The organism is Pseudomonas sp. GL_103, from assembly GCF_057835175.1.
This window is the reverse complement of record NZ_CM174420.1, coordinates 3,465,088-3,483,412: the sequence shown is the minus strand read 5'-3', so window position 1 is coordinate 3,483,412 and position 18,325 is coordinate 3,465,088. Positions and strand designations below refer to the sequence as shown.

Annotated in this window: 15 protein-coding genes; 2 read left to right on the top strand and 13 right to left on the bottom strand. The window is 60.0% G+C overall.

Annotated features, from left to right (window positions below; all coding sequences use genetic code 11):
• Window positions 1-234 precede the first annotated feature (234 nt).
• From AC3IP0_RS15695 to AC3IP0_RS15685, 3 genes are all read right to left on the bottom strand, one after another.
• Window positions 235-1,485 carry an OprD family porin gene (locus tag AC3IP0_RS15695; RefSeq protein ID WP_489325204.1) on the bottom strand — a complete coding sequence of 417 codons (1,251 nt, stop codon included), beginning with the start codon at window positions 1,483-1,485 and terminating at the stop codon, window positions 235-237.
• A 173-nt stretch (window positions 1,486-1,658) separates the two neighbouring features.
• Window positions 1,659-3,308: a cation acetate symporter gene (locus tag AC3IP0_RS15690; protein WP_489325202.1), complete on the bottom strand. Its 1,650-nt coding sequence runs from the start codon at window positions 3,306-3,308 to the stop codon at window positions 1,659-1,661.
• Window positions 3,305-3,634 carry a DUF485 domain-containing protein gene (locus AC3IP0_RS15685; protein WP_489316042.1) on the bottom strand — a complete coding sequence of 110 codons (330 nt, stop codon included), beginning with the start codon at window positions 3,632-3,634 and terminating at the stop codon, window positions 3,305-3,307. The genes AC3IP0_RS15690 and AC3IP0_RS15685 overlap by 4 nt, the downstream gene beginning before the upstream one ends.
• Window positions 3,635-4,022: 388 nt before the next feature.
• On the opposite strand from AC3IP0_RS15685, the gene AC3IP0_RS15680 reads away from it, so the two are divergent.
• Together AC3IP0_RS15680 and AC3IP0_RS15675 are read left to right on the top strand one after the other, a co-directional pair.
• Complete coding sequence (locus tag AC3IP0_RS15680; RefSeq protein ID WP_489319786.1) at window positions 4,023-4,973, top strand: LysR family transcriptional regulator; 951 nt, start codon at window positions 4,023-4,025, stop codon at window positions 4,971-4,973.
• 306 nt (window positions 4,974-5,279) lie between these two features.
• A complete protein-coding gene (locus AC3IP0_RS15675; protein WP_489316041.1) occupies window positions 5,280-7,403 on the top strand; it encodes a TonB-dependent receptor in 2,124 nt (707 codons plus the stop codon).
• Here the strand turns inward: AC3IP0_RS15675 and AC3IP0_RS15670 are convergent.
• The 10 genes from AC3IP0_RS15670 to AC3IP0_RS15625 form a co-directional block, all read right to left on the bottom strand.
• The gene (locus tag AC3IP0_RS15670) at window positions 7,391-7,897 is read right to left on the bottom strand and encodes a thiol-disulfide oxidoreductase DCC family protein (protein WP_489319785.1); all 507 of its coding nucleotides are present in this window, start codon (window positions 7,895-7,897) and stop codon (window positions 7,391-7,393) included. The genes AC3IP0_RS15675 and AC3IP0_RS15670 overlap by 13 nt on opposite strands.
• Window positions 7,898-7,948: 51 nt before the next feature.
• A complete protein-coding gene (locus AC3IP0_RS15665; RefSeq protein ID WP_489316040.1) occupies window positions 7,949-8,155 on the bottom strand; it encodes a co-regulatory protein PtrA N-terminal domain-containing protein in 207 nt (68 codons plus the stop codon).
• An 83-nt stretch (window positions 8,156-8,238) separates the two neighbouring features.
• Entirely contained in the window at window positions 8,239-8,892 is a 654-nt protein-coding gene (locus AC3IP0_RS15660; RefSeq protein WP_489316039.1) for a hypothetical protein, read from the bottom strand.
• A gap of 279 nt (window positions 8,893-9,171) precedes the next feature.
• Window positions 9,172-9,450, bottom strand: coding sequence for a DUF2790 domain-containing protein (locus tag AC3IP0_RS15655; RefSeq protein ID WP_489325199.1), 279 nt, complete (start codon window positions 9,448-9,450; stop codon window positions 9,172-9,174).
• A 257-nt stretch (window positions 9,451-9,707) separates the two neighbouring features.
• Entirely contained in the window at window positions 9,708-9,830 is a 123-nt protein-coding gene (locus AC3IP0_RS15650) for a hypothetical protein (RefSeq protein WP_489325197.1), read from the bottom strand.
• An 88-nt stretch (window positions 9,831-9,918) separates the two neighbouring features.
• Complete coding sequence (locus AC3IP0_RS15645) at window positions 9,919-14,154, bottom strand: DUF5801 repeats-in-toxin domain-containing protein (protein ID WP_489325196.1); 4,236 nt, start codon at window positions 14,152-14,154, stop codon at window positions 9,919-9,921.
• Between the two features lie 196 nt (window positions 14,155-14,350).
• Window positions 14,351-15,244, bottom strand: coding sequence for a LysR family transcriptional regulator (locus tag AC3IP0_RS15640; RefSeq protein WP_489316035.1), 894 nt, complete (start codon window positions 15,242-15,244; stop codon window positions 14,351-14,353).
• Between the two features lie 81 nt (window positions 15,245-15,325).
• Window positions 15,326-16,351 carry an alpha/beta hydrolase gene (locus tag AC3IP0_RS15635; RefSeq protein WP_489325195.1) on the bottom strand — a complete coding sequence of 342 codons (1,026 nt, stop codon included), beginning with the start codon at window positions 16,349-16,351 and terminating at the stop codon, window positions 15,326-15,328.
• Between the two features lie 81 nt (window positions 16,352-16,432).
• On the bottom strand, window positions 16,433-17,503 hold the full coding sequence (locus AC3IP0_RS15630; RefSeq protein WP_489325194.1) for an alpha/beta hydrolase: 1,071 nt from the start codon (window positions 17,501-17,503) through the stop codon (window positions 16,433-16,435).
• Between the two features lie 2 nt (window positions 17,504-17,505).
• Window positions 17,506-18,291: a carboxymuconolactone decarboxylase family protein gene (locus AC3IP0_RS15625; RefSeq protein WP_489325192.1), complete on the bottom strand. Its 786-nt coding sequence runs from the start codon at window positions 18,289-18,291 to the stop codon at window positions 17,506-17,508.
• Window positions 18,292-18,325 lie beyond the last annotated feature (34 nt).

Below are 18,325 nucleotides of genomic sequence, written 5' to 3'. Positions count from 1 at the left end.
AAGGATGGCTTCACGGTGGGTGCCCTGTTTATTTTTATTGGGACTGACCTGGTTCATGACCAGGCGGTTGAATCGAGTATAGGCAGGCATAAATCAAATAAGAATGCTCAAAAAGTCCCGTGCGTTGTGCAAAAAAACACAGGCTTGCGGCATCCCTGATGCACACGAAATGCACAAGGCGGGCGCTGCCCGCACCGTCAAGCGATGCAAACAGCGCCCGCCTTGTGCGGGTACTTACCAGAGCGCCAGGGTATAGCTGAGGATCAGGCGGTTTTCGTTGAGATCGTTACCGAAGTGGGCGGTGCGCACCGTAGCGTTGCGCCACTTCAGACCGATGTTTTTCAGCGGGCCGCTCTGCACCACGTAGCCGATGTCGGTGTCGCGCTCCCATTCGCGGCCGTCGGGCTTGCCGACGCCCAGATCGATGCTGTCGCCGGACAGGTAGCGGGTCATGAAGGTCAGGCCGGGAATGCCCAGCGCCACGAAGTTGTAGTCGTAGCGCGCCTGCCAGGAACGCTCGTCCTTGTTGGCGAAGTCGTTGATCTGCACGAAGTTGACCAGGTAGGCGTCGCTGCCATTGACGTAGGCAAAGCCGGTGTCGCCGCTCATGCGTTGGTAGCCGAGACCGAAGGCATGGCCGCCCAAGGCATAGGTGAACATGGCGCCGAAGGCGTTGTTGTCAATGTTGCTGTTGCCGTCGTCGGTGGAGCGGGCGTAGCGCAGGTCGCTCTTGAGCGTCTGGCCTGCGCCCAGCGGCAGTACGTGGACCAGACTGAACTGGTGTTGGTGGTAGAAGTCGTCCAGGCCGCCGTAGTTGTAGCCCGTGTTCAGCCGCTCGTTCCACTGGTAGGCAAGGCCGGCGAAATTGAAGGCGTCGCTGCGGGCCTGGCCACTGACAATGCCCTTGGCGCCGGTGGTGGTGATCGCCATTTTCTCGTAGTCCGAGGAGTCGCGCTGGTTGACCCGATCCACGCGCCCCGCATCGAAGCTCAGGCCTTTGATCTCCTGAACGTTCAACTGGCCACCGCGAAATGTTTGCGGCAACAGGCGCGAGTCGTTGGCCAGCAGTACCGGCAACTTCGGGGTCAGGGTGCCGAGCTTGAGCACGCTGTTGGACGCTTTGAACTTGGCCGTCAGGCCCAGTTCGCCATACTCGTCCTTGGCGCGTTTGGGCGGCTCGTTATCGCGCTTGAGCAAGCCGGAGCCGGAGCGATCCGGACTGGAGTCGAGCTTGATGCCGAGCTGGCCAAGAGCATCGATACCGACGCCGATCATGCCTTCGGTATAACCGGATTCGTAGCGCAGCAGGAATCCCTGGGCCCATTCTTCTTGCTTGGACTGGGCGGCATTTGCCTGGCGGAAGTCGCGGTTGAAGTAGAAGTTGCGCGTTTCCAGCCTGGCCGTGCTGTCTGCCAGGAAGTCGGCGTGAGCCTGTGCGGCGAGGCCGCTGCCGGCCAGGAACAGGGTGAGGGTGGTAGGTTTCATTGGTTGCCTTTTGTTGTTTTTGTTGTCGACGAGCCGCTCCCGCGCCGTTTGGAGTTGGCGATGGAAGGGCGCTTTTGGGGTGTCCTGCGCCGAGCGGCGCAGGTCGGGCGTAAAAAAGCGCGAAGCAAAGGAGCGGACTCGCGCTCGGGGCGTCTGCCCCCAAAAAAGCAGCCTCAGTGACTGCTGGCCATGGCAGCTCCAAGGCCGGTCTGGGCACGGACGAACTGGTCGGCATAGGCGGCGCGTTCGCGGTCGGCGCGTTCGCTGCGGTCAAGCCTGGAAGCGACCACTATGACCAGGAAGGCCAGTGGCATGGAGAACAGCGCCGGCTGGTCGTAAGGGAAGAGCGCCTGGGCATGCCCCAGTACACCAACCCACACCGACGGCGAACCGATCACCAGGGCCAGTGCGCTGATCAGGCCAGTCAGGCCGCCATAGAGGGCGCCGCGGGTGGTCAGGCCGCCCCAGTACATGGCCATGATCAGTACCGGGAAATTCGCCGAGGCGGCGATGCCGAACGTCAGGCCAACCAGGAAGGCGATGTTCTGGCCCTCGAACAGAATGCCGAGGGCAATCGCGACGATGCCCAGGCAGATGGTGGCGATGCGCGACACGCGCATTTCCTTTTTCTCGTCGGCGCAGCCCTTCTTCAATACCGAAGCGTAAAGGTCATGGGAGATGGCCGAGGCACCGGCCAGGGCCAGGCCGGCCACCACTGCGAGAATGGTGGCGAAAGCCACGGCAGAGAGGAAGCCGAGAAACAGGTTGCCGCCCACCGCCTTCGCCAGGTGCATGGCCACCATATTGCCGCCGCCAATCATGGCCCCGCCGAGCTTGCCATCGACGTAGAACTGAGGATCCGTGCCGACGATGACGATGGCGGTATAGCCCAGGACGCAGACCACCAGGAAGAAGAAGCCGATGAACACTGTGGCGAACAGTACGGATTTACGCGCCTCCTTGGCATTGGGCACAGTGAAGAAGCGCATCAGGATGTGCGGCAGGCCGGCAATGCCGAAGACCAGTCCAAGGGATAGGGACACCGCGTTGATCGGATCGGCCAGCAAGGTGCCCGGGCCCATGATCTGCACGCCGCTGGCATGCGCGGCCACAGCCTGGGCGGCCAGCGTCTCGAAGCTGAAGTCGAAGCGACTCAGGGCCATCAGCACCAGGGTAGTGCCGCCCGCCAGGAGCAGGACCGCCTTGGTGATCTGTACCCAGGTGGTGGCGAGCATGCCGCCGAAGATCACGTAGACCAGCATCAGCAGTCCGACTACCACCACCGCCGTGCGGTAGTCGAGACCGAACAGCAGTTTGATCAGTTGACCGGCACCGACCATTTGCACCACCAGATAGCAGCACACCACGGTCAGCGATCCGAGGGCGGCGAAGCTGCGCACGCGGGTTTGATCGAGGCGGTAGGAAACGATGTCGGCGAAGGTGTAGCGCCCCAGGTTGCGCAAGCGCTCGGCCATCAGGAAAGTGACAATGGGCCAGCCGACGAAGAAGCCGATGATGTAGACGAAGCCGTCATAGCCCTTGGCGAAGACCAGGCTCGACAGGCCCAGCAGAGTGGCCGCCGACATGTAGTCACCGGCGATGGCCAGCCCGTTCTGGAAGCCGGTGATACCGCCACCGGCGCTGTAGAAATCGGCGGCGGAGCGGGTGCGCCGTGCCGCCCACCAGGTGATCAGCAGGGTGGCGAGGACGAAGACGAAAAACATGCCGATGGCGTGCACGTTGAGCGGTTGCTTCTGCGCAATGATGGGCTCGGCATGGGCCAGCACAGGGCTGAGGGCGAGAAGGGCGGACAGGCGTTTCATGCGCGGGACTCCTGCAGGATCTGCGAGCTGAGTACGTCGAAGCGGGTGTTGGCGCTGTGCACGTACCAGGCGGTGAGTAGCCAGGACAACAGGATGATCGTCACGCCGACTGGCATGCCGAGGCTGAGGTGGCTGCCGTCGTACAGCGGCAGGTGCAGCCAGGCAGGGGCGAAAGCCACCACCATGATGAAGCTGTAGTAGATAGCCAGGACCGCGCCGCTCAGTGACCAGGCCAGCAGTGCACGCTGGCGCGCGAGGCGCTGGAACTTGGGGTTGGCCCTGACCAGTGCACAGGTCTGGACGTGGTTCGGATGGTCGGTCGTCATGGTGAGGCTCCGCATTTCTAGTTGTTTTTGTTGTTCGGCCTTTTGAGGGGCGTACGGGTACCCGGGCAGCGACCCGATGCGGGACGCCACCTGAATGCTGATGTGCTGGAGTTATTGCCGCCCGGATGACCTTGCGGTGGAGAGAAGGCGGTGCAGGAGGGCGGGCCAACGGCAGACGAGAATCGTGGCCGCGATTGCGCTGTTGCGCAGCTGCTTGTGTCCGGCGTGCAAGCCGGTGTTTATCCATGCGCTCATGCTGTCAGCCCTCGATATTTATTATTGGGGTGGGGGGCTTTCCTGGCCTGAAAACGACGCTGGCCAAGTTGGGTGAGATGCGAGTATATAAGTGCATATTTCCCATATGTATTGGCAGAAAAGCCCGATGGATATGCAAAAACGCACAACGCAGAACCCACTGAACTGGGACGACTTGCGTTTCTTCCTCGAAGTTGCCCGTGCTCGCACCGCCAGCGGTGCGGCCCGCCGCCTGGGAGTGGACTACACCACGGTGTCGCGGCGCATCCGCGCCCTCGAGCAGTGCCTGGGCGCACTGCTGTTCGAAAAATCGCGAACCGCGGGTTTTGTCCTGACCGTGGAGGGGCAGCGTCTGGTCGGCCACGCCGAATCCCTGGAAAGTACGCTGCTGGTAGCCTGCGAGCAGGTTTTCGGCACCACCGGGGGGCTCTCCGGGCACCTGCGCATCGGCTGTACCGAAGCCTTCGGGACCTGTTTCATCACGGCGCAGATGAGCCACTTCCTCGAGCACTACCCGAACATCTCGGCGGACATTTTGCCGGTCCCGCATTTCATCAACCTGTCACGGCGCGAGGCGGACATCGCCATCACCCTGGAGCGGCCCGAGCGCGGTCCCTATGTGTGCTCGCGATTGTGCGACTACCGCCTGCGCCTGTATGCGACGCCGGAGTACCTGGCCAATCATCCGCCGATCGGCTGTCGCGAGGACCTGGCCGGCCACCCGTTCGTGACCTACGTCGAAGACCTGGCCTTCAGCTTCAAGCTGCTCTACCTGAACGACCTGATGCCCGGCGCCAACAGCCGCCTGCGCAGCACCAGCGTGGTGGCCCATTACCACGCAGCCCTGGAAGGGCGCGCGCTGGCCATCCTGCCTTGTTTCCTCGCCGGCCCCGATCCCCGTCTGTGCGAAGTGCTGCCGGATGAAGTAGAGGTCACGCGTCAATTCTGGATGTACTACAGCGAAGATCTGCGCAAGCTGAAGCGGGTCACCCTGGTGGCCGAGTACCTGCGCGCTTGCGCGGAACTGAATCGCCCGCTGCTGATGGGCGAGTCACGTGTGATGGGCTATCTGCCGTCACCCTGAGGGGCGGCGCAGACATTTGCCGTCACCGTGTCTACTGTCTGCCCCGATGACGTTTTCTGTCGAAGACGACTTTGCCGGCAGATCGTTGGTGGCACATTGCCGACCGTGAGAGGCTGAGCTGTAGCCGCCTGCCATGAGCGTCAGAGATTGAGCTGTAACGGCCCGAGGCTTGATGTCCGGACGGAGCGCTTCTGTCGACCAGCTATTAAATTGAGACAATCGTTCTGAGTAGTGTATCGGAATGATATGTATTTACTTACAAAAATAATCGTTATTATTCGCGCCATAATTCACACAAAGGTGTCCATGGTGGCTCGATCGCGCATTTACCCAGCCTCTCTGTCGTTGCTGGGCGTTCTGGTTGTACCTGACTTACAGGCAGAAACGCAGCCTGCTCTAACCCTACCGGCAACCGCTGTGAACAGTGAGTACAGCGAGCAGAGCTACATGTCGACCGAGAGCAGGAGCGCGCTGAAGATCGATGCCCCGCTACGGGATATCCCGCAAACCGTCAACGTGGTTCCCCAGAGCGTCATCAAGGATCAGGGGGCTCAGTCGATGGAAGACGTGCTGAAGAATGTCCCCGGTATCGGCCTGTCCAATGGTGACGGCCAGCGCGACCAGGTGACCATCCGTGGTTTCAGTGCCATTGGCGACATGTACATCGACGGCATTCGCGACGATGCGCTGTACTTCCGCGATCTGTCCAACGTCGAACGGGTGGAAGTGATCAAGGGGCCGGCGGCGGTGCTCTATGGCCGGGGCTCTTCGGGTGGACTGATCAACAGCATCAGCAAGAAACCCAATTTCGCTCCCAAGCAGGAGGTCGGCGTCAGCGTCGACAGCGAGGGCGAAAAACGCACTCAGTTCGATGCCGGTTGGGCCGATCAGCAGCAAGGCGATAAAGCCTTTCGTGTGACAGGTGCGCTGGAGAACAGCGACACCTTCCGGGATGACGGCTACATCGACCGCAAGGCCATCGCGCCTTCGGCCTACTTCAAGCTCTCGGATGATCTGGAACTGAACCTGGGCGCCAGCTATCTGTATGACAAGCGCCTGATCGACTTCGGCATCCCGGCACGAGGCGACCGACCGGTCGATGTGGACCGCGACAAGCGCTTCGGTGCCGCCGACCCGGATGATGACTACACCCGCAGCGAAGTGTTCTCGTTCACGGCTGGTGTCGACTACCGGATCAACGACGATTTCAGCCTGAGCAATACCAGTCGTTACTACCACTACGATCTGGATCGCAACAACACACTCGCTGACTCCAGCCCGACACGTTTCGTCACTGCTCCCAATGGTGAACTGCTGGTAAAACTCAACCGCGGCAACGTGCAGCGCAAGGAAGACGGGTGGTTCAACCAGACCGAACTCAAGCAGCGCGCCGTGCTTGCCGGGATGAACCATAACCTGCTCTATGGTGTGGAACTGGGGCGCCAGGTGAAGGACCAGTCGGTATTCAGCCAATCCAATGTGGCCAGGGTGCCGGTGTACCGTGATGCTCTGGTCGACGTGCCGTTCCAGGCCAACCGGCAAACCGCCAAGGGTACCAATACCCAGGACACCGCCGGCTTCTACATACAGGACCTGATCGAACTGGCACCAAAGTGGAAGGCTCTGCTGGGTGTGCGTTACGACGTGTTCGACCAGGAGTACGCCGATGACCTGACGCACAGCGAGCTGTCCCGCACCGATACGACCTGGAGTCCGCGAGTCGGTCTGGTCTACCAGCCTGATCAAGTGCAGTCCTATTACGTCTCGGTGAGCCGTTCCTACCAACCCTCCGCCGAGATGTTCGCCCTGAGTACGACGAACCAGGATCTTGAACCAGAGGAGACCACCAACTTCGAGATCGGCGGCAAGTGGGACCTGCTCGACAATCGCCTGGCGCTGACGGCGGCGCTGTTCCGCCTGGAACGCACCAATATGAAAACCAGCGATCCGGCGAATCCGACCAAACTGGTGCTTGCGGGTGAGCAGCGCACCGATGGCCTTGAGCTGACCGCCAGCGGGCAGTTGAGTGACAAATGGCAGGTCTATGCCGGATACGCCTTTCTGGATGCCGAGATCACCAAGTCCAACAGCTTTACCAACGGTGTAGCCAACGAAGGCCAGGTACCCACCTTGACGCCACGCCACAGCGCCAACCTGTGGCTGGTGCGTTCGCTGACGCAAACCTGGCGTGTGGGCATGGGGGCCAACTATGTCGACGATCGCTATACCGCGCTGGATAACAATGTGGTCATGCCGGCTTATACAACCGTGGACGCCGCACTGCTGTACAACGAGCCGAAATGGGACATGGCCCTGCGTCTGCGTAACGTTTTCGACAAGGACTATTACGCTTCGGCGCATGGTTCGGTGGATCTGATCACACCCGGTGCCCCACGGACGCTGGAGCTGAGCACCAACTATCGCTTCTGAGTACGGACCTGAAGAGCAGGCGCCCGACAATGTCGGGCGTTTGTTTGGGGCGCTTTCAAAAAGCGCTGTTCATGATCAGGATCCGGCAACAGGCAGGTGTCGTATTTCCCGAAGAGCCGGTAACGATTCAGCGCAATGCGGTCGTATGCCCAATCTCGAAGTTTGCGAGGGAAGATACGCAGCAGATTCACCAGGCGCCAGCGTGGGGGAAACCGGGTGATGACTTCGAAAAATGCATCCGAACGCTTCCAGTAGTGTCGGTCGCGGATCACCGCCATGGTGTCGAATTGATCCATGGGCAAACCTGCCCACGCGAGCAGAGCCTGCCCCTCGGGTGACTGAACCGCCGCCAACCGCAGGCGCCGCTGGCGGTCATGGCGAATCAAGAACCTCACCCAGACATTGCACAGCTTGCAGACACCGTCGAACAAGACCACCGTCTCTCCTGGTTCAAGCAGGGGCGCGGGTGAGGGGCGGATTTGCGAGGCTGGCATTTGAGGCTTGAGGCTGCACATTTCAGTTAGCCGGGGGGCGCGCTACTCAGATCAGCTTTTGGCGCGATCGGTCGCCTTGGCTTTGCTTTCAGCGACAGCGCCTTCAGTCTTCTGTTTCTGTGCCACCTGGTAGGTTTCCATCGAGACTTTCCGGGCCGACTCCATGCGTGCAAAGGTCTTATCACCACCACCTGTTGCCATCGCCAGAGAAGAGGCGGTCAGGGTGGCGACTACGAAGAGGGCTTTCATGGATTTCATTTGGGTATCCTCAAGTGAGATTTAGTTAATAGATAACAGCAGGATTTATTCGCAAAACTGGAACTTCCTTGTTCAAACTGGCTTCACCATCCAGCCAGGGCGGCGTTTCCTGGTGACCAGGTGCCTTGCTCCTTGCGCTCTTCAGCGTCTCTGCTTTTTGCCCAGGCAGTGAGCAGTACCATCGCCCCGAAACCGCCGACGATAAGTACCGGATAGGCTGCCAGCAACTCCACCAGCGAGTACTTCCAGGCCAGCGGACGACCAACACCCAGCATGGCGGCATAGAACCACGACACGCCAGAGAGGGCGCCGGAGAACAGCGCCAGCATGCGCAGGCTGAAGGAAAGTTTGAGTAACGAACCGGCTTTTTTCAGCGCCGGCAATACAGCGCTATGCAACAGGTAGCCGTTAAAGGTCAACAGCACAACGATGCCGATCTTGGCTTGCAATTTGGGATTGAGGAAATACTCCATCCCCTTGCCGGCATAATCGATCCCGATAATGCCAATGCCCGTAATCCAAAGCGCTACAAGTGCAAGCGATACGGTTTTTTGAAGGCTTTCCATGTGCGCGTCATCTTGGTGGCCTGACGCATCCCCCTTCAGGAGTTGCTTGACCATTGCAATGTCACTGGTCAAGACCAGCCCGATTGCCACGCAGCAGGCGATAAGATGAAAATATACAACGCCCAAACGCACATATTCCACGGTGGACGAAGAGAACATACTAAGTTCCATGGTTACCTCTTGGTTTCAATAGTGAATCAATATTGCTCGCGGCACGGCTTAATTGGAGTTTGCCGTTGCTGGTTGCAATCAAGATTCAGCAATTATTATCAATTAATCTTGCGACATTACGCCGCCAAGATAACGGTGAGTTTCTCGAATGAACTTTTAGTCATTCGATCATGTCCATTTTCAGGTAACAAAAAACATCATCCGCACTGAGTGCATATGAGGTTTAACTTCCGCTTCTGGGGTGGGCAGTCGAGGCCCGGAACTCTATTGGCGAGTGGATCAGACAATACTGGCGGGATTGGCCGGGCTTCCGCCCCATTCGAGGAAACGGATCTTGTGAACCTCGCCCTCGCTGTCTTCGTAGACCAGGGTCACCGGTACTACGCCGGTCTTGTCGGATGTATCGGTGCGCTGCAGCACCTGTTTCACATCAATGTCCATCCCATAGTGGTAATCGACGGCTGAGACATGCGCGCCGGGCTCTTGCAGGCCGTTCTGGTCGAAGACGCTTGGTGCGAGACTGGAAATCACGGCACTTACTATTGTGGCCATGCTCATTAGGCTGTACCTCTGCTGAAGTTCGCTTGACGGGGACCTAATGTGACATGTCTTGAAGGTGAAGTTCACTTTACCGCGACGAACGCGCCCGTTTGAAAAGCCTGTAGTGGCTGCAAACTCCCGGCAATTCCCCGCGCTTGACGCCTCTCGACCATTCGTCCTTTAAACCCCGTATTTGTTGGCCAAAGTCAGTTTTTTGAGGGAGGTCATGACATGTCATGACGGATTTTCACGCAAGGTGAATCAGTGCTTTGAATTCAGTCGGCTGAGTCCGAGTGATCACGAACGCCTGCATTACTCAAGTCCATCTGGTACTGGAAAAACAACAGGTAGCCGAACAAGTTGTGGCACGGTTCGCTGCTCGCCAGTTCACCGCGCATGCGATCATCCGAATTTCGTATTGGGACTGCAAAAAGAATGCGAGGGTGGTTTCCTAGGCCACCCTCGCATCCGTTCACGCGCAAAGCCTCAAGCGCTGCCAAAAAAGATGTCGGTACTCTGGATATGGGCCCCGACCAGGGTGATGGTCGTTGTTTGTCCGCCAGCCTCGGCAACCGTCACGACGCCGTCTGCTCCGGTGTTGTCGATCGATTGGACAACGGCGTTCGGGTCGCCGTTGAGCACCAGCTTGTCTTGCACACCAGCGCCCACATCGAAGCCGGTAACCTGATACAGGTTCTCATTGACTGACAGATCGATGTTGAACGCATCCTGCTCACCGATCGTGCCCACCAGCGTGAAGTCGAAGGCTGCGTTGGCCGGCTCGTTGGCGAACAGGTTGGCATCAAACGTACTCGTCGCCGAGTCCCCGTCCTTGTCCGTCAGCGTCGCGTTGAATGCCAACCGGACATCGCTGGCCAGACTCTCGCTCTCCTGAATGAACTGGATCACCGGGATCTTGATATCGCCCCGGCCCATCGTCAGCTGAACAGCGTCGATCAGTGACGTACCCTCCTTCTGGACGAGGAAGGACACCTGCCCGCCAGCCTCCGGCGTCAGGGTGTTCACCTCGACTTGGTTCGAAAACGTGCCATCGGCGTAGTAGATCCTGTAGTACAGGTCCTCGGTCGCCGTGTTGTAACCCGCCACGGAGTTGTCGATGAAGACCTTCATTGCCGTCAGCAGGCTCTCTGGATTGATGACGAAACTTTCATCGGCGGCGCTGATTGCCGCCAGGTTATCTCCCTGGAAAACGTTATTGGCGACGCCGATGCCGGCCGTGCTGACGTTCATGGCCCTCGGGTCGATGTACGACGGTAGAGGGTTGGTCTGTAGCGTGGCTTCGGTGGGGTCGGGTGCTCCGAGCCCGATGCCGGTCAGGATGTCCGCAGTCGACGCCAGCGCCTTCGCGGAAAAGAACACAATCTCCTCGGAGGCCGAAGGAATAGCCGGGTTATTCGTTTGAGGAATCAACAATGTGCGCACTGGGTCCGGGCCGCCGGCAGCGAGCGAGCCGTCGGCACTGCTGAGCACGATCGTCGAACTGAAGCCTTGCGCCAGATCCAGTGCATAGCGACCATCGGCATAGGCGGTCAGCGTGTAGTCGACGGTGGTATTCGCCGTTGCACCGTTGTTGTCGAAATCACCGGTCAAGGTTCCCGCGAACTGGTACGCGCCATTGGCATCCGGTGACAGCGCCAGCTCGGTGAGCGTGCCGCTCCCGGTCGTGGTCGTGTTGTCGGGCCTGACGAGGGTGAACTGGTTATTGACCAACGAGATATCGAGACCAGCCGCACCCAGCCCGTCGGCTCCCGTCGCCATGTTCCAGAACCCGGATTGCGCAAGGACGCTACCGGTCCCGATCAGGTTGCCGAAAGCGAGTGCCGGGCCGTCGTCCTTGAACACCAGGTTCTGCCCGATGTTGAGGGTCGCCAAGGCACTGTCGCCATCCCCGTCGGTCTTGATCCCTGTCAGCGTCACCAGGTTGTCCGAGGTCAACGTCTTCGAATCATCGGGATTGGTTGGGTCGGAATGCACCACGGCGCGGATCTGGTCGAGCGTGACGCTGCCATTGGCGGCGACGCTGACCGTGAACACCAGCAGATTGCCCGTGGCCGTGCGGCCCTCGACCACGGTGCCATTGAGCGACAGGTTCACCGCCTCGCCCGAGGCTGTGTCCGTCAGTCCGGAAGCTCCGGCCACCACGCCCAGCGCATAGGTCAGGGTGCCGGCATCATCGGCGCCAAACGCCGAGCTGAAGTTGGCGGCAAAGCTCTGGGTATCGTTGGTCGCCAGTACCGTCTCGTCCACCGTCAGCGTCGGCTCCGTGCCGGTGGTGGTGATGCTTGGTCCGTCGTCCTTGAACACCAGGTTCTGCCCGATGTCCAGCGTCGCCTGGGCACTGTCGCCCTCCTTGTCGGTAATGGTCGCGGTCAGCGTCACCAGGTTGTCCGAGGTTAACGTCGTCGAATCATCCGGATTGGTTGGGTCGGGATGCACCACGGCGCGGATCTGGTCGAGCGTGACGCTGCCATTGGCGGCCACGCTGACCGTGAACACCAGCAGGTTGTCCGTGGCCGTGCGACCTTCGACCACGGTGCCATTGAGCGACAGGTTCACCGCGTCGCCCGTGGCCGTGTCGGTCAGCCCGGAGGCTCCGGCCACCACGCCCAGAGCATAGGTCAGCGTGCCGGCTCCATCGGCGCCAAACGCCGAGTCGAAGTCGGCGGCAAAGCTCTGGGTATCGTTGGTCGCCAGTACCGTCTCGTCCACCGTCAGCGTCGGCTCCGTGCCGGTAGTGGTGATGCTTGGTCCGTCGTCCTTGAACACCAGGTTCTGCCCGATGTTCAACGTCGCCTGGTCGCTGTCGCCCTCCCTGTCGGTAATGGTCGCCGTCAGCGTCACCAGGTTGTCCGAGGTCAGGCTCGTCGAATCATCGGGATTGGTTGCGTCGGGATGCACCACGGCGCGGATCTGGTCAAGCGTGACGACACCATTGGCGGCCACGCTGACCGTGAACACCAGCAGGTTGTCCGTGGCCGTGCGACCTTCGACCACGGTGCCATTGAGCGACAGGTTCACCGCGTCGCCCGTGGCCGTGTCGGTCAGCCCGGAGGCTCCGGCCACCACGCCCAGCGCATAGGTCAGGGTGCCAGCCCCATCAGCACCAAACTCTGAATTGAAGTTGGCGGCAAAGCTCTGGGTATCGTTGGTCGCCAGTACCGTCTCGTCCACCGTCAGCGTCGGCTCCGTGCCGGTGGGGCTGATGCTCGGTCCGTCGTCGTCGAAGATCATCCGGGAGCCGATTTCGGTGGTCGTAACAGAGGCTTTGACCAGCGTGAAACCACCGACATCAAAGTCGGCGTGGTTATTGCCTTTGGCGTCGAGGGCCGCCCCGTTCTCGACGAGCACGCGGTTGTGATCCGCCGTAGTGGTGTACTCAATCTGGTAGCCGGCTTTAACGCCGGTGATGGTTGCAACCCCTGCAGCAGTAAAGCTGATGGAAATGGCGGGATCATTCACCGAGCCGTCTGAATTCTCGATCACCAGCCCGGTGCTCTTGTTGATGACGCGCACATTGGTGATTGCAACCGGTGCATCGCCCGCGTATCCGTTGATGAAATTCGCGCCCGGTTCAGCAGCGGTGCTGAATGCGCTGATTTTTACGATAGCGCTCTTGCCGCTTTGCAATTGCACGATGTCGAAATTGGCCGACTTCGTGTTGTAGACGTCGGTAAAGTCGATGTCGGATTCTAGATCTGCTTCGTTCTGATCCAGGTTGGGAACGGTCACATCCTGCCTGGCACCCGTGACGAACGAAAAGCGAATGCCCTCTTGTTCCACAATCATCTGATTGTTGGTGCCGAAGGTGGTCGGGCCACCCGCCTGGCTGGTATTGATCGTGTCGCCAGTGTTTATGTTGACGCCGCTTGACTGGTCTGCGGGGTCCTTTCCGGTGGCAATGATGGTGGGATCCGTGATCCGCGTGACACCATCGACAATTTCAGTTTCCGGGTTCAATTTCGTGAACATCAGGAAGAGGTTCTGACCGGAGGGCGCATTGGCCAGGCTGAATACCAAATCCTCACTGGTTCCGATGAAAACCTTATCCAGCAGATTGAGCGAATCATCGGCGTTCGTACTATCTGGATGACTGAGTGGTTGGTATTCCACGACCCAGATCTTGCCGCCCGTGACCGGCGAACCGGTTTCTTCAATGTAGGCAGCGAACACGATCGCGCCAGCCGGGCCACCGGCTCGACCCAAAACGATGTTGTTGTCGCTCGTATCGGTATAGAGAAGGATGCTGGTGCCATCGAGGGTATCGAGTCCGCTGTCCAGGCCATCGAGCGGTGCGCCTGAGCTGTCGGTGAAGCTGATATCGGTAATGGTTCCTCCGGGCGCGGCGGTGACGGTGAATGCATCGCTGCCGGTGTTGTCCGCGGCACCGGTATAGCCACTCAAGGCCGCACCCGTGGCGGTGCCTGCCCCAAGTCCGGCCAAACGCTCAGCGAAGGTCGGGGGCAGGGACGCCAGCAGAATGTCGTTGTCGTCAGCGTCCCCCGCAGGGGATGGCGTGGAAGTGGCGTTCTGCAACCCCGCCGTTTCGTCCAGGGTCACGTTCTCGCCGGTCGCCACGACGCCCAAAGCGTTGGCGGTAACCGAGGTTGTCACCAATGACTCGTTGAGATCAGTGGTGAGGGGCTGGGTGAATAGAGCGATCTGATCGTTCGATGACGATGAATTTTTTTTGACAGTAGCCATGACATTCTCCAAAGCAGTTGCAGTCACCAAGGCCTGACCGCGGACCTTTTTTTCTGGTACATGCCACAACTATGGATAAACGCCGGGCGATATACATCGGCCGATACTCCCAGGCGGGGTGGGAGATTCAGACTACCGAGAGGGGGGGAGACGGGATGACGCGAAGGAACGGAACCGCATATCCGCTTGTGACGACTCAGTGCTTGTAACGCAGCGCGTCCACCACTACGCCGAACGCTGAAGAGTGTTCACGGCGGTTGGGATAGTAAAGGTGGTAACCGGCAAAAGGCTGGCACCAGTCTTCGAGTACCCGCACAAGGCTACCGTCGGCAAGCTCCCTGGCGACCATATCTTCTGGGAGAAAACCCAAGCCGCATCCCGCGACGGCAGCGCGCAGGATCGGTACGCTGCTATTGAACGTCCATTGCCCTTCGACGCGTGCCTTGAGTTCGTGACCGTCCTTTTCGAAATCCCATTGCATCAGGCTCCCGTGGGTGGGCAGGCGCAAATTGATGCAGTTTTGCGCGGCCAAATCCCTTGGCTCTTCCGGAATTGGCCGCTGTTTGAAGTATTCGGGAGACCCCACTACCGCGATGCGCAACGAGGGGCCGATCGGCACGGCGATCATGTCCTTGGCCACCTGGTCTCCCAGGCGCACGCCTGCGTCGTAACGCTGCGCGACGATGTCGGAGAGGGCGTAGTCGACGGTGATTTCGACCTTGATGTCCGGGTAGTCGGGCAGCACCTTCAACAGCTTGGGCCAAAGGATGTTGTTCGCCGCATGTTCGGAAGCTGAAATCCGCACGTTGCCGGCCGGGGTGTCGCGAAACTCGCTGACCGCGGCCAGTTCAAGTTCGATTTCGTCGAAGCGCGGCGCCATGGACTGATACAGCCGTTGACCGGCCTCGGTAGGGGATACGCTGCGCGTGGTTCGGGTCAGCAGGCGAACGCCGAGCCTGGTTTCGAGAGCACGCATGGTGTGGCTCAAGGCGGACTGCGAGACGCCCAGTTGTGCGGCGGCGCGAGTGAAGCTGCCTTCGCGGGTAATGACCACGAAGGCTTGCAGATCATTGAGGTTGGCGCGAGACATTGATGAGAACCTCTCATGCGGAGCGCGGGATTATTCCATGTAATCAGGTTCCGCATGGATGCGCGACCCCCAACGAGCCCATCACAGGGTTCTGGCGAAGAACGGCGTCAACTTGCCGAGTGCAGCGTCCACATACTTGGGAACCCAGTAGGTTTCGATGTGCGTTGCGCCGTCGATGATGAACAACTCCTTGTCTTTCGTACCGGTGGCCTTGGGGAACGCATCCTGGGTCATGTACAGGCTGTCGGCCTTGCTGCCGGCGATCATCAGCAATGGCTGATTGATCAGTTCGATCTGGTTGGTGGCATCGAAGCGCATCAGATCCAGCAGGCTGCTGGTGGTGTATTTGAAGGTCGAGTCAGGGTGGGCATGGGTCTTCCAGTAGTACTCATAACCCTGGCGATACAGCTCGAACGGCAGTTTGGCGATCTGCTCGTCGGTGAGGTTGGCATCACCGGAATAAAGCACCGCGCCGCCGGCGGCTTCCTGGGCGCGGGCGGCGGAAGCCTGTTGCAGACGTTGCTCGATAGTGTCCAGTTGCGAGTCGTTGTAGCCATTGCGACGCACCCGGCCAGAGTTGAACATGCTCACCGTCGCCACCGACTTGAATCGCTTGTCGGTTTGCGCCGCGGCCAACGAGTAGCCACCGCCACCGCAGATGCCGAGCAGACCCAGACGCTTGCCGTCGACGCCGGCATACTGGGTGATGAAGTCCGCCATGCCGTGGATATCCTCGATGCGGTACGCCGGTTTGTCGATGCTGCGCGGCTGTCCGCCACTTGCACCTTGATACGCGGCATCGGCGGTGATCGTGATGTAGCCTTGTTCAGCCAGTCGCTGGGCATAAAGACCGGCGACTTGCTCTTTCACGCCGCCATTCGGATGTGCCACCACCACCGTGGGATAGACCTTCTTCGCATCGTAGTTGGCAGGGGTGTAGACGTTGGCAGCGATGTCCAGGCCATTGAGCTTGTAGCTGACCGGGTGGATGTTGACCTTGCCGGGCTCGTTCTTGGTAATTGCACCGTCGTAAGCCAGGGTGAACGGGTTCTTTTTGTAGTCGGCGGCACCGGCCTCGCCAGCAGACATACCGACCATGGCGGCCATCAGCGATGGCTTTCAGAATTGTGTTTCTCATCAGAGTCTCCGGAGCATTAAAAGGGTGCGTTTGAAAGTGTTCTGAAGCCGTCAATCCAGATGCTTTTCGGTCAGAAACCCGGACACCAGGTCCGCGATCTGCACGTTGTTCAGATCCGACATGGGGAAGTGGGTATTGCCCTTGATGCCAATCTCCGGCAAGTGGATCAGCCTCACGTCACCGCCATGCCGGTTGACGGCGTCGCGCCAAAGCCGGGCCATGGTGAGTCGGGCGCGCCAACTGTCCTGGGCGGGCAGGTCGACGGCCTGCTCCGGGATGTTGTCGCCGTAGAGGATCAGGATCGGTATGCGCGTGAGCGCCATGAACTGATCCATCGGCACCGCTGCGCCTTGTACCGTGTCGAACGCGCTGGAAATCGGCGCGGGTACTTCACCCTGCGCGAAGACGAAGCTGCTGCCCGGCTCGAAGGCCACGATGGCCTTGACCTTGTTGTTCTTGATCGCCGTCAACCAACCCGGTCCGCCACCCTGCGAGTGAGTGAACAGGATGCCGGGGCCGATTTTGTCGAAGACCGCCGACACGCCATCGGAGACCACGTTCATGTCGAACGGCCCGGTGTTCGGCGTCATTGCGCGGAAGAACTGGTCGCGCGTTTGCGCATCCCGGGCAACCTGCACACCTTCGAAATAGTCGGGCCACAGGCCGATGCGGAACTGGTTGAACCAGAGCTGCTCGTCCGGGACAGGCTTGACCGTTGCTTCGACCATGCTGCGGCCGGCATCGCCACGACGCGGCTGGTCGATCAGATACACGCCGAACTGGCGGCGCAGAAAGATGTTCTGGAAGCCTTCGCGGCCATCCGCGGTGGTTTCCCAGGTCTTGGAGAACTGGCCGGCGCCGTGCCACATGACGATGGGCAGTTTTCGCGCATCGACCGGGATCTGGTAGAAGGTGTAGGCATGGTCGCCGTGGTAGGTCTGGCCGTCTGGTGTCATGGGCTTACGCGGATTAAACGTGCCCGGTGCGGTGGTCATCGTCCCGCCGGCGGCAAAGCTGCCTTGCTCCTGAATCATCAACGGAGCGGCAGCATTGGAATGGTTTGCACAGGCGGCAAGCACGCTCAGCAGGGTGATGTTAAGCAGGTTTTTTCCAGTCTTCATGTTCAACCTCCCGAGGCAGCAAGTGCCTGTGTCAGGGCTGTGCCTGCACGTTTGGCGGATTGTTCATCGCCGTGCTCGGCCAGTACCTCGATGACCTGGCGCAACTGTTCCACGCTCAACCCAACCCGCAGGCTTGCCCGCATGTGCGAGCGCAACTGCGACTCCACACCCGGCGTTGCGGCCAGCGCGCCGACGGTCGCCAGCTCGCGGCTTTGCCAGTCGAGGTTGTCGCGCTCGAAGATGTCGCCGAACAGGTGGGTTTGCAGGAACTGGTTGATGACCGGGGCGAAATCGAACACCGGCCCTTTGACCGTACCGCCCGAGATAAGGGTTTGATTGGCCGTTCCTGCCGCAAGCAATGCCTCACCGGTTGCAATGGCACGGCCAGGTTCGCGTCCAGGCTCATCGTGGATGCCACGCTGTTTGCGCGCTTGCACCACCGTCATCAGTTCATTCAACGCATTGAGGCTGCGGGGGAAGCCGACATAGGCGTAGAGCTGCACCAGGATTTCCCTGGTCTCGCTGACCGTCAGGCCGGCGTCCAGGCCTTGGTTCAACGCAGCGTTGAGCAGAGGCATGTCGCTGGTCGCCATGAATGCTGCGATCAGCGGAATGGCCTGTTGCCTGGTCGACAGCGTTTGGGCCGCAGGTTGTGTGCTGGTCATGGGTTGCGATGCCTCGGCTTTCTGGGTGGCAAAACCCGACACCGACCCGAGGCCCAGACACAGGGCTATCAGCGCGGGGAGGGGGCCGGTCTTGCGATGTGCGATCGGTGTGTCAGTGGTCATCGTGGAAGGCTCCATCCATTGCTCATCACTGCCT